Annotated in this window: 9 protein-coding genes and 2 CRISPR repeat arrays; of the genes, 8 read left to right on the plus strand and 1 reads right to left on the minus strand. The window is 60.6% G+C overall.

Features of this window, described 5'->3' with window-relative positions:
- Positions 1-22 precede the first annotated feature (22 nt).
- Genes cas10 through QVG61_RS06195 form a run of 7 tightly spaced genes read left to right on the plus strand, consistent with a single transcriptional unit; the run spans position 23 to position 9185 of the window.
- Positions 23-2923 (plus strand): type III-B CRISPR-associated protein Cas10/Cmr2, encoded by a 2901-nt coding sequence (gene cas10 / locus QVG61_RS06160; RefSeq protein ID WP_289932498.1) that lies wholly within the window; start codon positions 23-25, stop codon positions 2921-2923.
- Positions 2920-4059, plus strand: a complete 1140-nt coding sequence (locus QVG61_RS06165) for a type III-B CRISPR module-associated protein Cmr3 (RefSeq protein ID WP_289932499.1) — start codon at positions 2920-2922, stop codon at positions 4057-4059. The genes cas10 and QVG61_RS06165 overlap by 4 nt, the downstream gene beginning before the upstream one ends.
- 15 nt (positions 4060-4074) lie before the next feature.
- Positions 4075-5016, plus strand: a complete 942-nt coding sequence (cmr4, locus tag QVG61_RS06170; protein WP_289932500.1) for a type III-B CRISPR module RAMP protein Cmr4 — start codon at positions 4075-4077, stop codon at positions 5014-5016.
- 2 nt (positions 5017-5018) lie between these two features.
- Complete coding sequence (cmr5, locus tag QVG61_RS06175; protein ID WP_289932501.1) at positions 5019-5381, plus strand: type III-B CRISPR module-associated protein Cmr5; 363 nt, start codon at positions 5019-5021, stop codon at positions 5379-5381.
- 1 nt (position 5382) lies between these two features.
- Positions 5383-6504 (plus strand): type III-B CRISPR module RAMP protein Cmr6, encoded by a 1122-nt coding sequence (cmr6, locus tag QVG61_RS06180; protein WP_289932502.1) that lies wholly within the window; start codon positions 5383-5385, stop codon positions 6502-6504.
- 15 nt (positions 6505-6519) lie between these two features.
- Positions 6520-8055, plus strand: a complete 1536-nt coding sequence (csx16, locus tag QVG61_RS13655) for a CRISPR-associated protein Csx16 (protein ID WP_354671191.1) — start codon at positions 6520-6522, stop codon at positions 8053-8055.
- A 2-nt stretch (positions 8056-8057) separates the two neighbouring features.
- A complete protein-coding gene (locus QVG61_RS06195) occupies positions 8058-9185 on the plus strand; it encodes a DUF1887 family CARF protein (protein WP_289932503.1) in 1128 nt (375 codons plus the stop codon).
- A gap of 208 nt (positions 9186-9393) precedes the next feature.
- Positions 9394-10488: a CRISPR direct-repeat array (repeat unit 37 nt; unit sequence GTTCGAGATAGAGACCTTATGAAGAAGGGATTAAGAC).
- Between the two features lie 23 nt (positions 10489-10511).
- On the opposite strand, the gene QVG61_RS06200 is transcribed toward QVG61_RS06195, so the two are convergent.
- Positions 10512-11515, minus strand: a protein-coding gene (locus QVG61_RS06200; protein ID WP_289930011.1) for an IS630 family transposase whose coding sequence is annotated in 2 segments (ribosomal slippage) — positions 10512-11050 and positions 11050-11515 — 1005 coding nt in all. Because the reading frame shifts where the segments join, the coding sequence is not laid out codon by codon here.
- Between the two features lie 113 nt (positions 11516-11628).
- Positions 11629-14277: direct repeats of the CRISPR family, unit length 37 nt; unit sequence GTTCGAGATAGAGACCTTATGAAGAAGGGATTAAGAC.
- Positions 14278-14355: 78 nt separating this feature from the next.
- Between QVG61_RS06200 and cas2 the strand changes: the two genes are divergently transcribed.
- Positions 14356-14640, plus strand: a complete 285-nt coding sequence (gene cas2, locus QVG61_RS06205) for a CRISPR-associated endonuclease Cas2 (RefSeq protein ID WP_289932504.1) — start codon at positions 14356-14358, stop codon at positions 14638-14640.
- The last annotated feature ends 9 nt before the right edge of the window (positions 14641-14649 follow it).

Genomic DNA, 14649 nt, shown 5'->3' on the forward strand with positions numbered 1-14649 from the left:
CCAACCCGCAGGGAGCACGCCCATGAACGACGACAGACTCTGGCACACCAAGCTGGCGGCACGCCTGCACGATCCGGGCGAGAAGGCGCTGGTCCTGCTGCGCGATCCGGCCGGGCATGAGGGTGGCACGGTGCGCATTCTCAATGCCTGGCTGAATCCCGACCAGGCCGACGAACAGGCCGTCAAACGGGCCGACTGGTGGGCCTCGGCCGCCGACCGCCCCCAATGGCCAAAGGATCAATGGGCGCAGGTGCGCTGGACGAACGATCCGGTCCTGATCCATCCGGTCAGTGGCGCCATCGTCGATCTGCGGGCGACAGGCCGATTGGCCGATACCAGCCTCGAAGACATCAAGGCCCGCAGCCTTGACCACTTCAAGGCACTGGCTGACGCGGCCGGGGGAGATGCCCGCAAGACCCTGCTGGCCTTCTGGCGCTTCGGCCCGGCACTGCGGGAAGAAGACGACCACGGCAGACTGGGCGCGCTGTGGGAGCAGCTTCCCGCCGATACCCGCGTGCCCGACCACTCCATCTGGGAGCATCTGGATCTGACTTCGGCCTTCGCGGGCGCGGCTGCCGCCGACGAAAAGGGCGAAGTGGCCCTGCTGGCCCTGGCCATCGGCCCGGTGCAGCCCTTCATCGAAGCCGCACGCAGCACCTCGGATCTCTGGGCCGGCTCGCACCTGCTCGCCCGGCTTGCCTGGGAGGCCATGAAACCCGTCTGCGAGGCCCTGGGACCGGATGCCATCCTGTTCCCGCGCCTGCGTGGCGTGCCGCAGGTCGATCTGTGGCTGCGCGAACAGGGCCTGACGGACGGGCTGTTCGCCGATGCGCCCTGGCAAAAGGGTGGCACCGACGCCAATCCCCTGTTCGCCGCGGCGCTGCCCAACCGCTTCGTCGCCGTGGTGCCGGCAGGGCAGGTACGCGAGCTGGCCGGACAGTGCGAGCGGGCGGCGCGCGAGTGGCTGCAGGGATTGGGAAAGACCGTCGTCGAACGCCTGCTGGAAACCGCCGGCGAAAACCCCGACGACGAAACCCTCTACTGCTTTGGACAGATGCGCCGCCAGCTCGACGGCTTCCCCGAGGTGCACTGGGCCGCCGTGCCCTTCTCGCTGATCGCCACCGAAGGCAACAAGGCCAGTGATGTCCAGCCCGAACTGTCGGCGGCCATGGCGCCCTTCTTCGGGCAGGAGAACGGCGGCTTTCTCGCCAGCCCCGCCTGGCAGGTGCTGAAGCAGGAAATCCAGCTCGAACAGGGCGTGCCCTTCTTCCGGCCCAACCCCGGCGTGCTCTATCCGGCCATCTTTGAACTGGCCGAGCGGGTGCTGGCCGCGGCCAAGTCGGTGCGCGCCTTCGGTCAGACGGACGAGCAGGGCTGGCGCTGCTCCCTCACCGGCGAGACGGAATGGCTCACCACCGACAAGGATCAATTGCACATTCCGCCGGGTAGCCGCAAGGACACGCTGTGGACGAAGGTGGCCGAGAAGAAGCCCTCCTGGGCCAAGAAAGGCGAACACCTGGGCGCGCTGCCGGCCATCAAGCGCCTCTGGCCCACGCTCTTTGCCGAGGAGGTGAGGGATGCCATCGGCAGGCCCATCGGCCGCTTCGTCGTCTCCACCCACAGCATGGCGCTGGCCCATCAGCTCGACCAATGGCTGGAGCACGGCGGCCTGACCGCGGCGGGCTTCGCCGAAGCCGAGGTCGGCCGCGAGCGGGTCGCCTTGCCGCAGAGGATTCTGCTCCGGCATCGGAAGAGCAGCGGCTTCGAGCGCCTGATCGGCGATGCTGGCAAACTGCTGGCCCTGATGGAAGACGCCCAGGAATGTGACAGCGATACAGACGCCGAGCGACCGCGCCGGATCGTGCGCGAGACGCTGAAACAGAGTGTGCACGAGAAGCAAGGGCCGTCCTTCCGCCTGGAAACCTACTACGGCCTCTTGCTGATGGACGGCGACTACATGGGCGCCATCCTCTCCGGCGAGGACAAGCACACGCCCAGCTACCGGCAGAGCTTCCATCCCAATATCCATGATGGTTTCGACCAGCGGGCGCAAAACAACCCGAAGCTCGAGGCCTATGGAGATTGCAGGCGGGCCGTCTCGCCCGCGCGCCACATGGCCATATCTGGCGCGCTCAACGACTTCGCCCTCCACGTGGTGCCCCACGTCGTCCAGCGCGAATACCTGGGCCGGCTCATCTATGCCGGCGGCGACGACGTGCTGGCCATGCTGCCGGTGGCCGATCTGCTGCCCGCCGCCGCCCGGCTGCGCGATGGCTGGTCGGGCATGGCCCGGTACGGCAAAGTGAATGATAGCGACAGCCAGCAGAAAAAACTGTCATTGGACAAGGGCTATGCCTGGCTCGAGGGCCGGCTGCTACGCCTGATGGGCGAACATGCCACGGCTTCCGCGGGGCTGGTGGTGGCCCACCACCAGACGCCACTCTCCAGGGTACTGCGTGAAGCGCGGGAGGCCGAGAAGACCGCCAAGGGCGTGGATGGTAAGAACGCCTTTTGCCTGCGCATCCTCAAGCGTTCTGGCGGTGCGCTGGAAGTCGTGTTGAGGTGGAAGCAGATCGGCACCTTCAGAGAACTGGTCGACTTCCTGCGAAACCCCGACGTCTCCCGCCGGGCCGTCTATCACAGCGTGCAATGGCTGCGCGACCTGCCCGAGCCCGAGGGCGACGGCGCCATGCTGGCCGAACTTCTGGCTTACCAGTTTCAGCGTCAGGGCGGTGACAAAGCGCAGTCGCAGGATCTGGCGCACAAACTGACCGGCATGGCGCTCGACCAACCCGAAAACACGCGCCGCGCGTGGCTGGAAAACCTGCTCTCGGCCGCCGAGTTCCTCGCGCGCGAGACCCGCGCCACGCCGCTCGAAGTCTCCAAAACGGGACAGACAGAGGAAGGAGGAGAAGCCGCATGAACTGGCATGCCATCGAACCGCTGGACGTGCTCTTCCTGCGTGGCAACAAGCTGTTCGGCGATCCGGGCAGCTACGGCGAGGCCCTGGTGCCGCCCTGGCCGTCGGTGGCCGCCGGCGCCATCCGCTCGGCTATCCTGGCCCGGGATGGTGTGGATTTCGGCGCCTTCGGCGATGGCCAGGTGGCGCACGAGACCCTGGGCACACCGTCTGCGCCCGGTGCATTTCGCCTCACCGCTTTCCACCTGGCGCAATGGGCCGATGGCCGGTGGCAGGCCCTCCATGCCCCGGCCGCCGACTTGGTCATCGCCAAAACGGACGAAGACGGCATCACCGTTCACCGGCTGGAACCGCAGGCGGTGGCCAACGGCATCCAGGGCTCCATCCCCACCGGACAACTGCCCGTGATGGCTCAGCCCGAACGCGCCAAGCCCGATAGAGGCTGGTGGCTTACCGAGGCGGGTTATCGAATCTATCTGGACGGGGGTACGCCGGAGCCGCCGGAAAAGGGCGAGAAGAAAAACCATCACATGATCCATTCGAACCGGCTCTGGCAGATGGACGAACGTGTGGGCGTGGGGCTGGACACCGCGCGCCGCCGCGCCGACGATGGCAAGCTGTTCACCGTGCAGGCCGTGGCCTTCCGGGTGGGGGTCGGCTTTCTCGCCGCCACCGAGGGCGATGCGCTTGGTGAAGAGACCCTGTTGCGCCTCGGCGGCGATGGCCGGGGCGCCACCCTGCGCGCCGTGGACCACCGCCCGCCCGAACCCGACCTGGAGGCCATCGCTTCCGCCGGACGCTGCCGCATCGTGCTCACCAGCCCCGGCATCTTCCCCGAGGGCTGGCGGCTGCCGGGCATGGACGGGGACGGCCGTTTCGAACTCGGCGGGGTGCGCGGGCGTGTCGTCTCGGCCTGCGTATCCCGCGCCGAGACCATGAGTGGCTGGGATCTTGCCGCCCGCCGGCCCAAGCCGGCGCAGCGTACGGCGCCCACCGGCAGCGTGTACTGGCTGGAAGACCTGAAAGCCTCGCCCGAGGCCCTTCGCAAGCTTGTGAACCACGGCCTGTGGCCGGAACCGGGCTACGATTCCCAGCGCAGGGCCGAAGGTTTCAACCGCTTCACGTTTGCCACCTACTGATTCAAGGAGATTGCCATGTTCAAAAAACAGGCCGCCGTATTTCTGTACGCCGTCAGCCCCGTGCACATGGGGGCGGGCACGGCCACCGGCATCATCGACAACCCCATCCAGCGGGAACGCCATACCCACCACCCCAGTTTCGCCGGCTCCGGCATCAAGGGCGCGGTGCGCCATGCATGGCAACAGCTTGTCGATGCCTCGAAACTCGATGAAGAGGAAAGAAAGGAAACGGCAGGCATGCTCACTGCCATATTCGGCCCCGAATCCCGTAGTGGCGATCTGCACGCCGGCGCGGTGAGCTTCGGCGACGCCCAGCTCGTCGCCTTCCCCGTGCGCAGCCTGAAGAACGGCTACGTGTACGCCACCTGCCCGCAGGCCCTGGCGCGGGCACAACGGCTGTTGGACCTCGTGGGTGAGGCCGTCGAATGGGAGATACCCGACGTCAAGGAAAACAACTGTGTGCTGCGATCTTCAAAAGCGCTTTGCACCGAGAGGGACGGCAAACAGCTTCTCCACGTTGAAGCCTTTGAATACAACGCCGTAGAGTCTGATTCCTTGGGGCGGGTTGCCAGCGATTTGGCCGAAAAGGGCCTGCCGGACGACAGTGCCTATGGCTTCTTCCGCGACAAGCTGAAACAGGATCTGGTACTGCTGTCCAACACCGATTTCGCCTGGTTCGTGGAAAATGCCACCCTGGTGGAACCCCACGTGCGCATCGACCCCGACACCGGCGCCGCCGACGGGGGCGGCCTGTTCTACACCGAGAACCTGCCGCCCGAGTCCCTGCTCATCGCCCCGCTCATGGCCAGCCAGACCCGCAGCGGGAAAGCGCAGCACATGGAGGCCGGCGAAGTCATGATGAAGATGAAGAACGCGCTGGACGGACAGCTCCTGCAGGTGGGCGGCGACGCCACCACCGGCCGCGGCATGGTGATGGCGAGCGTGGTGGGAGGCTGAATATGGCTCAGACACTGGAACAGAAACGGGCACAGCACGCCTGGCAGAAAGCCGGGGAAGGCGTTGCCAAATTCAACGAAGCCTACGTCAACGATGCCAAGGGCCTGTCGGCGCTGATCATGAATTCCGGCCTGATGCAGGTGATGGCCTTTCTCGAGGGCAAGGACGGACGCCACGCCTTCCTCGGCGGCCACCTGCGCGACTGGCTGCACGCACAGTGCGGCACGCCCATCGACTTCACGGAATTCATGGAACACCTGCAGCAGGCCAAACCGCAGGACTACCGCAGCGTCCATGCCGAGGCCATGGCCTGGCTGCGCTGGCTGCGGCAGATGGCCCCGGCCGTCGAAAAGGGAGGCGCCTGAGATGCCCATCGCCGCCGTACCCGGATATCTGGGTCAGAATTTCGAAACCGCCTCGCCCGGCATGCGTTTCGGCATGTACTTCCGGGGCTGGAACCACCGTTTCGCTTTCGAGAAAGACAGGAAGCATGAAGCCGTCGAGACCGCCTGTGCGTTGAGCGTCCAGGACAAAAAGGCCCTGAACGCCATCCGCAAACGTCAGGACACCCTGCATGCCGCCCTGCCGGATGAACGGAAGTACCTGCTTGACGCCCGCAGCACCGCCCCCTTCGCCACCGGCCTGGGCAACGAACACCCGCTGGAAAACGGCTTCGCCTTTCTGTGGCCCTACGGCCTGCCGTACTTGCCGGGCAGCGGCGTCAAGGGCGTGCTGCGCCAGGCTGCGCGGGAACTGGCCGACGGCAACTGGGGCGAGACGAAGGGCTGGACGGAGGCGGCCATCGAAATCCTGTTTGGCCCCGAGGACAGCAATGACGCCCGCCGTGGCGCCCTGAGCTTCTGGGACGTGATCCCGCAGATCCGGGGCAACGCCCTGCAGGTGGAAGTGATGACCCCGCACCAGTCGCACTACTACCGCGGCGATGCCGCGCCCCACGACTCCGGCCAGCCGGTGCCCATTTTCTTCCTCACCGTGCCGCCCGGCTCAGGCTTCACCTTCCACGTCATCGCCAACCCGGCCCTGGCGGGCGAGCTGGCCGGTTCCTGGCGCGAGCTGCTGCAGGCCGCCTTCGAACACGCCTTCGATTGGCTCGGTTTCGGCGCCAAAACGGCGGTTGGCTATGGGGCCATGCGTATCGATGAGGACGCGGAAGAACAACGGCGTGAACACATGGTTGCTGCCCAGGAAAAGGCCCGGCTGGAGGCCATGAGCGAGGAAGAACGCCTCATCGACGCCGTGCGGCAGCAGTTGGAGGCCGACCGGGCCGCCAACCGCAGGGAGCCCGGCGGCCCTCTCAACGAGCAGCGGCTACACCTCCTCGAGCAGGCACTGGAATGGCAGGATGGCCACTGGCGATGCCAGGCCGCGCAATTGCTGCGCGAGACCGCCCGCCACCTTCCTTGGTCCAAGAAGCGCAAGAAGGCCATCAACGAGCAACTCGCCCGACTGGAGGAAGCATGTCCCTGACCTGCTGCGCTGGCCATGTCTGAGTCATCACGACAGGGAGTACAGGGCGATACCGTGCTGGTCACCTTCCTCGGCACTGGCGACTACAGCCCGGTCGCCTACCGGATGGGCACACAGTCGGTGGAAACGGCCCACTTCGCTTATGCTGCCGCGACTTTCTACGAGGCCCGCCATGTCCGAGTGCTGGCAACGCAAGAGGCCGAGGACCGCCACGGAGAGGGGATGCGGGCCGCCTTCGCCGGCCTGCCAGGCGTGTCACTGGAATTCCACGCCATCCCCAGCGGCAAGGATACCGACGAACTCTGGCGCATCTTCGACACGCTCATCGACAGCCTGCAGACAGACGGCCCGGTGATCCTCGACATCACCCACGGCTTTCGTACCCTGCCCTTCTTTTCCGCCGCCGCCATCGCCCACCTACGCGCCGTCGGCGATCTGTCCGAGGATTTCCGGGTGGTGTACGGTGCCTTCGATGCCAGTAAGGAGTCCGGCGTGGCCCCCGTCTGGGAGCTGACCGCCTTCCTCGACCTGCTCGACTGGGCGCACGGCGTGAGCGTATTTACCACCACCGGCCTGGCCGATCCGCTGCTGGCTGCCTTCCGCGCGCAGGACAGCAAACAGCGCCAGGCACTGGCCCGCGAAGGAGGGCGGAACTTTCCCCGGACCAATACCCTGGCCGGTGCCTTGGAACGGTTCTCCAACGACTTTCTCACCCTCCGCATCGCCGCCATGGTCTGCGGCGATGGTCAGGAAAAACCTCGATCCAGCGCCCGGCAACTGCTCGACGCCATCGAGGCTACTGGCAAGGAAGCCGGAGAGTTCCTGCCGGCCCTCAAGCCGTTGCTGCAACGCCTCACCAACTTGGCACGGGGACTCGAAGCCCCCTCGCTGCACGGCCCCGATGCCGACCAGGCCCTGGTGACACTGGCAAAACGGTATCTTGCACAAAAACGCTACGCCGAGGCGGCCGTTGTGGTGCGTGAGGCTTGGGTGTCACGTCATGCAACAAGTCCCGCCCAGACCAGTGCCGGCCGGGAAGGCTTCGACGAGGCCGGACGCAGGGCAGCGGAAGCCCGCTGGAACCGGGACTGTGCCGAGGCCCGCGCCGTTGCCAACGTGCGCAACGACATCGAACACGGCGGCTACCGCAAGCGCCCCCTGCCGGGCGACAGCATCCGCGACCAGGTGCGAACACTGGTCGAAAACCTGGAGCAGACCGCCCGGGAACACCACACCCCGAAAAGCGCCGGGGATACCGTCGGCAAGACATGGTTCGTCAGCCGCCATCCCGGCGCGGTGGAATGGGCGCAGCGCCAGGGTATCGCCGTGGACAACATGGTTGATCACCTCGATCCGGAACAGGTGGAAGCAGGCGATACCGTCATCGGCACCCTGCCGGTCCACTTGGCAGCCCGTATCTGCGAGCGAGGCGCCCGCTACTGGCACCTCACCCTGAACCTGACGGCAGACATGCGTGGCCGGGAACTGAGCGCCGACGATCTGGACGCCGCCGGCGCCCGGCTGGAAGCCTTCAATATCCGCAAGGACTAAACATGCACACCCACCTCTGCCTCGTCTCTGCCCAGCCGCTGCCCAACCTCGTGCCCCTGATCGATCCCACCCTTGACGTGAAACGGGCCGTGCTCGCCGTGACTACGGACATGACCGAGCGCGCCGACTGGTTGGAGGCGGTGCTGCGCCCGCGCGGCATTCGTGTCGAACGTCTGGAGCTGGGGGATGCCTGGGACTACGATCAGACCCAGAGCCGCATCCTTGAATGGCTCGAGCGGGAAGGGGGGGAAGGCATTGCCCTCAATGTCACCGGCGGCACCAAGCTCATGAGTATCGCCGCCTATGAAAGTTTCCGTGCCTATGACCTGCCGATATTCTACGTCCACCCCGAACAGGACAGATTGATATGGATGAATCCGGATGATCGGGGATCCATTGATCTTGCCGACCGTGTGAAGCTCGAACCCTTTCTCCAGGCTCATGGCGCAGCGCTGCAATTGGAACCTAAACGCAACGTTCCCGAACCCGGGCGACTGGACCTGGCCGAAGAGATCGTACTTGGTCTGGACAAGTTCACCAGGATCCTGCCCAGGTTCAACTGGCTTGCCGTCGGAGCCGAGAAAACCCTGGTATCCAAGCCCCTGGAAAACGACCGGGGCGAACTGGCGGAGCTGATAGATCTGTTCGAGGCGGCGGGTTGCCTCCGCCGCGCGAACGGCCGGCTGCGGTTCCCTGGTGAGAAGGAGCGATTCTTCGCAGCCGGCGGATGGTTGGAAATCCTCGTGTTCGATGCGGTACGGCGATTGCGCAAAGCTCGTCCGGGTATCCAGGATGTCGCTTATTCCATTCCGGTGGTGCGGGAGCAGCGGGGAAAACGCGTGCCCAACGAACTCGATGTGGCTTTTCTGTGCAACAACCGCTTGCATATCATCGAATGCAAGACACGCCAGTTCAAGGGAGAAGGCGAGGACAATGATAGCGCTCAGGCCCTGTACAAGCTGGATACGCTGCGCGACCTCATGGGTGGGCTACAGGCGCGAGCCATGCTGGTAAGCTACCAGGACTTGGAGCCGCATGACCGGACCCGTGCCGCCGACCTCAATATTGCGGTATGTGCAGGCGCGCAGCTTCGAAACCTGCGCGCAAGTATCGGGGATTTCATGTCGTGAATAACTCTCGCATGAAAAAAATCCTGGTTGACACAGAGCGGTATGCTGGCATCCCTTTTACGGGAATGGGGTGTTTCACTCGCTGGAGGAATGTTGCTGATCTAGGCCCCGGAGTTCGTGTAATGATCGTGTCAACTTGTTGGCATGTCATGATTTCCATAAACCCGCATGTAACTGATTGGACAAAGGAGGAAAACAGCATTGAGCGGTTCGAGATAGAGACCTTATGAAGAAGGGATTAAGACTTCACAAGGGGCGGCCGGAGCGCGCACCATTCCTTGTTCGAGATAGAGACCTTATGAAGAAGGGATTAAGACGCCGGAGCGCGCACCATTCCTTGTAGGAAATCGGTTCGAGATAGAGACCTTATGAAGAAGGGATTAAGACTCGGCCTCGGCCTTGGGCTTGTCGGCCGCGCGCGTTCGAGATAGAGACCTTATGAAGAAGGGATTAAGACCTTTTGCGCTGCGCTTCTTTCGATGCGCTCTTTTGTTCGAGATAGAGACCTTATGAAGAAGGGATTAAGACCCAGCGCTGCCGCTGGCGTTCACCACCGGCGGAGTTCGAGATAGAGACCTTATGAAGAAGGGATTAAGACCCGTAGAGCCCCCGTTACCAAAGGCACCCCACAGTTCGAGATAGAGACCTTATGAAGAAGGGATTAAGACAGGCCGATCTCTCGCCATTCGGCGAGGGCTGCGTTCGAGATAGAGACCTTATGAAGAAGGGATTAAGACTCAGCGGCCGAGGCGGTGTCTACATCGAATGGTGTTCGAGATAGAGACCTTATGAAGAAGGGATTAAGACCGAGTCCACCATTGCTGGTGAACTCGTTCCACGCGTTCGAGATAGAGACCTTATGAAGAAGGGATTAAGACTGTCGGCCTTGTCGGCCTTGTCGGCCGCCCGCCGGTTCGAGATAGAGACCTTATGAAGAAGGGATTAAGACGCAGCTACGCGCCTCGATGTACCCCTCAACGAATGTTCGAGATAGAGACCTTATGAAGAAGGGATTAAGACGTCAAGGGTAAGGACCTCGCCAGCGGCTGAGGTTCGAGATAGAGACCTTATGAAGAAGGGATTAAGACGAGACCGCCCAAGAGATAACCCCTTCCACCGCATAGTTCGAGATAGAGACCTTATGAAGAAGGGATTAAGACCTTGGCCCATACGCTAAAAGCGTTTTGGGCCGTTTGTTCGAGATAGAGACCTTATGAAGAAGGGATTAAGACGCGTAGCCTGCGGCGAACTCGCCGCGAAATTTCTGTTCGAGATAGAGACCTTATGAAGAAGGGATTATTGAGCCTTGCATAAATGATGAACACATCACAAAGGAAGCTCGGCCTGTTTCCAGAACGCGGTCACCAGTGTCTTCTGGCGTCGCTGCATGGAACGGAGCCTGCGCCGGGCATAGTCACTCAATTCACCGATGTCCCTGGGACAGAAGTTACCCAGCTCATGCGGTTTGAGATGCCCGAACAGATATTCAACCGGGTTGAGCTCCGGCGAATAGGCCGGCAGGAACTCGATCTGAATCTGCCCATTGCAATCCTCGACATACTGACGGACCAGGCGGCTCTTGTGGACCTGCAGGCCATCCCAGATGATCAGCAGCTTCCTGCCGATCTGGCGCTTGAGTGCCTTGAGGAACTCGATGCACTGGGGGGCACGGATCGTACCGGGGAACAGACGAAAGTAGAAACGCCAGAAGCTGACCCCGGCGATCACCGACAGCTGCTTCCAGGTGAAGCTGTACTGGATGACAGGCGTCTGTCCCTTCGGTGCCCAGGTGCGCACCAGTGTGGGCCGTTCCGACAGACCCGATTCATCGACAAACACGATCACACGCCCCTCTTTTGCAGCGTTTTTTTTAGTGCCGGCCAGCGCTTGGTCTTCCACTCCCGCACCGCACGCTCATCGCGCTGCAAGGCGCGCCGGGCCGGCCGCTGGCAGCTGAACCCCATGCGCCCCAGCACGCGGGAGACCTGCGACTCTGACAGCTGCACCCCGAACTGCTCGTCCAGCACCTTCCGCACACGCCCCAGGGTCCAGACCTCGGTGGCAAACCCGCTGGCCAGCGCGCCTTTCAACAGGATCCGCTTCAGCTCACGCAGGTCGGCCTTGTCCAGCGAACCCGGACGGCCGCGCAGACCTGTCGACCGCAGCGCATCCAATCCGCCTTGTTCCAGGCGCCGGGCCCACCCGCAGACCGTTGATCGGGCTACTCCCACGCGTCGCGCCACTTCCGCCTGGGGGACGCCTTTCAAGAGAAGGCGGCCGGCCCGCAGTCGCCGCTTCTCCAGCTCTTTGCATTGCGTCTTGCTGTCCATGGAATCCTCCCAACATACCCGATTCCATAGACAACGAAAACAGAATAATGTTCACTATTTATGCAAGGCTCAATAAGACGCGCCCTTGCAATCCCAAGGCCCAAGACGTCAGAGTTCGAGATAGAGACCTTATGAAGAAGGGATTAAGACAGTCATTATTGACCTAACTCGCCCTAAATTGGTTCGAGATAGAGACCTTATGAAGAAGGGATTAAGACTTCGGGTCGACTGGGCTATCCGGCACCAGATAGTTCGAGATAGAGACCTTATGAAGAAGGGATTAAGACATATTGGATTTTTTTCATGTTTTTCTCCTCTGTTAGTTCGAGATAGAGACCTTATGAAGAAGGGATTAAGACTCATGAGGTGTGGCCGGAGAGACATCCATTCTCTGTTCGAGATAGAGACCTTATGAAGAAGGGATTAAGACGCCGATCTTGCGGCCGACTGCTACGGCCGCGTGTTCGAGATAGAGACCTTATGAAGAAGGGATTAAGACGCGCTCCATATCAGGCTCTGGTTCAGACAAGCGTTCGAGATAGAGACCTTATGAAGAAGGGATTAAGACGCGTCCGGCGACGCCGACTTTTGGATCTCGACTACGTTCGAGATAGAGACCTTATGAAGAAGGGATTAAGACTCTTATTGACCAATCTACAAGCTGCTCTTGGAAGGTTCGAGATAGAGACCTTATGAAGAAGGGATTAAGACCCAGCGCGCGCGTTGCGCTTGCGCTGCGCCTCTGTTCGAGATAGAGACCTTATGAAGAAGGGATTAAGACCAAGGCCGATCTCGCGCCATTCGGCGAGGGCTGTTCGAGATAGAGACCTTATGAAGAAGGGATTAAGACCGGCCTTGTCGGCCTTGTTGCCGTCGCCGGGCTTGTTCGAGATAGAGACCTTATGAAGAAGGGATTAAGACTCATTGAAGGTTATGACGTGGCCGGCCTTTGTGTTCGAGATAGAGACCTTATGAAGAAGGGATTAAGACGCGAATTCGCCGCGCAATTCCTTTGCGCGCTCCCGTTCGAGATAGAGACCTTATGAAGAAGGGATTAAGACCGATTCCTCAGCCTCTCGAAGAAGCTCATACGCGATGGGTTCGAGATAGAGACCTTATGAAGAAGGGATTAAGACACCACCGGCGGAGGCGCCTTGTCGGCCTTGTCGGGTTCGAGATAGAGACCTTATGAAGAAGGGATTAAGACCTCGGGCTGATCTCGGTATACCCTTTCATGAGGGTTCGAGATAGAGACCTTATGAAGAAGGGATTAAGACGGCCTTGAGGGCCGCCTTCTTGCTGTGATATACGGTTCGAGATAGAGACCTTATGAAGAAGGGATTAAGACCGCTATACATGGTTCTTTCTCCTGTGGTTTGTGTTCGAGATAGAGACCTTATGAAGAAGGGATTAAGACGCAGCATCAGGCCAGTTTTCCATCAGTCTTCGTTCGAGATAGAGACCTTATGAAGAAGGGATTAAGACGTCCATGTCGGACGCAGCCGAGAGGCCGGAGTGTTCGAGATAGAGACCTTATGAAGAAGGGATTAAGACCCACCAGGGGCATGTCCATGCACCCCTTGATGGCGTTCGAGATAGAGACCTTATGAAGAAGGGATTAAGACCGCTGCGTCCATGTCGGACGCAGCCGAGAGGCCGGAGTTCGAGATAGAGACCTTATGAAGAAGGGATTAAGACCCTCGGATGCCCACCGAGCCCCGGCCATGGCCAGGGTTCGAGATAGAGACCTTATGAAGAAGGGATTAAGACGGCAGCGGGCTTCATAGCTCGATGATCTCTGCCGTGTTCGAGATAGAGACCTTATGAAGAAGGGATTAAGACGTGTATTCGCGGCCGTCTTCAATGGCGGCCGCGGGTTCGAGATAGAGACCTTATGAAGAAGGGATTAAGACTCAGCGGTCTCCAGGTACTCCCCAACGCCCCAGTTCGAGATAGAGACCTTATGAAGAAGGGATTAAGACCCCATGGGCCGCCTCGGATGCCCACCGAGCCCCGGTTCGAGATAGAGACCTTATGAAGAAGGGATTAAGACGTTAGCATGTTATATGGGATTTTCATGGTCTTTTTGTTCGAGATAGAGACCTTATGAAGAAGGGATTAAGACCGCGGCTCCAGATGTAGTACACGGTCATGATGTGTTCGAGATAGAGACCTTATGAAGAAGGGATTAAGACGCGGGCGGGGGTCAGTGTCGATCATTCCTGCGTGTTCGAGATAGAGACCTTATGAAGAAGGGATTAAGACTCGGTGTTCATGATCTTACCCCTCTTGGTCTGTTGTTCGAGATAGAGACCTTATGAAGAAGGGATTAAGACCCCTTCCAGTCGACCGTCTTGCGGCAGCTCTCGAGTTCGAGATAGAGACCTTATGAAGAAGGGATTAAGACCACACACGGCCCGTCATTTCGTCGCTGACCTCGGTTCGAGATAGAGACCTTATGAAGAAGGGATTAAGACACATCTTTGATGTCTCGTTCATCTACATCTCCTGTTCGAGATAGAGACCTTATGAAGAAGGGATTAAGACCAGGGCCAGGGAGATGCCCAACCAGACCGGTGGGTTCGAGATAGAGACCTTATGAAGAAGGGATTAAGACCCAGCGTCCACCGTCGCGGATGGCGTAGGTGTATTGTTCGAGATAGAGACCTTATGAAGAAGGGATTAAGACACCTCTTTGATGGTCATATTGCGCACCGTCACCTCTGTTCGAGATAGAGACCTTATGAAGAAGGGATTAAGACGGTTCACTCTCCTATTTGAATGGCATGGCAAGCTTGCCGTTTTCTCATCTTGCCTGACCTTGGTGTCAAGCTGTTCACATGCCGAAGCGGCAACTCTATCTGGTGGCTTATGATGTTTCCGATGCTAGGCGGCTGCGATGCATGCTCGGCGCGGTGAAGGCGCATGCTACCGGCGGGCAGAAATCGGTATTTGAGTGCTACCTCTCAGAAGTTGAACGGACAGGGTTGTTGCGAGAGGTCGGAGATATCCTGGATTTGGAGGAAGACCGTTTTTTCCTGATCCGCCTCGACCCCAGGTCGCGTGTGAGAACGCTTGGTCGGGCAGTGCCGGTGGCGGATCCAGACTTTTTCTATGTGGGTTGACGCGGCCGT

This window comes from Thiohalobacter sp. IOR34 (assembly GCF_030406045.1).
Taxonomy (GTDB): domain Bacteria; phylum Pseudomonadota; class Gammaproteobacteria; order Thiohalobacterales; family Thiohalobacteraceae.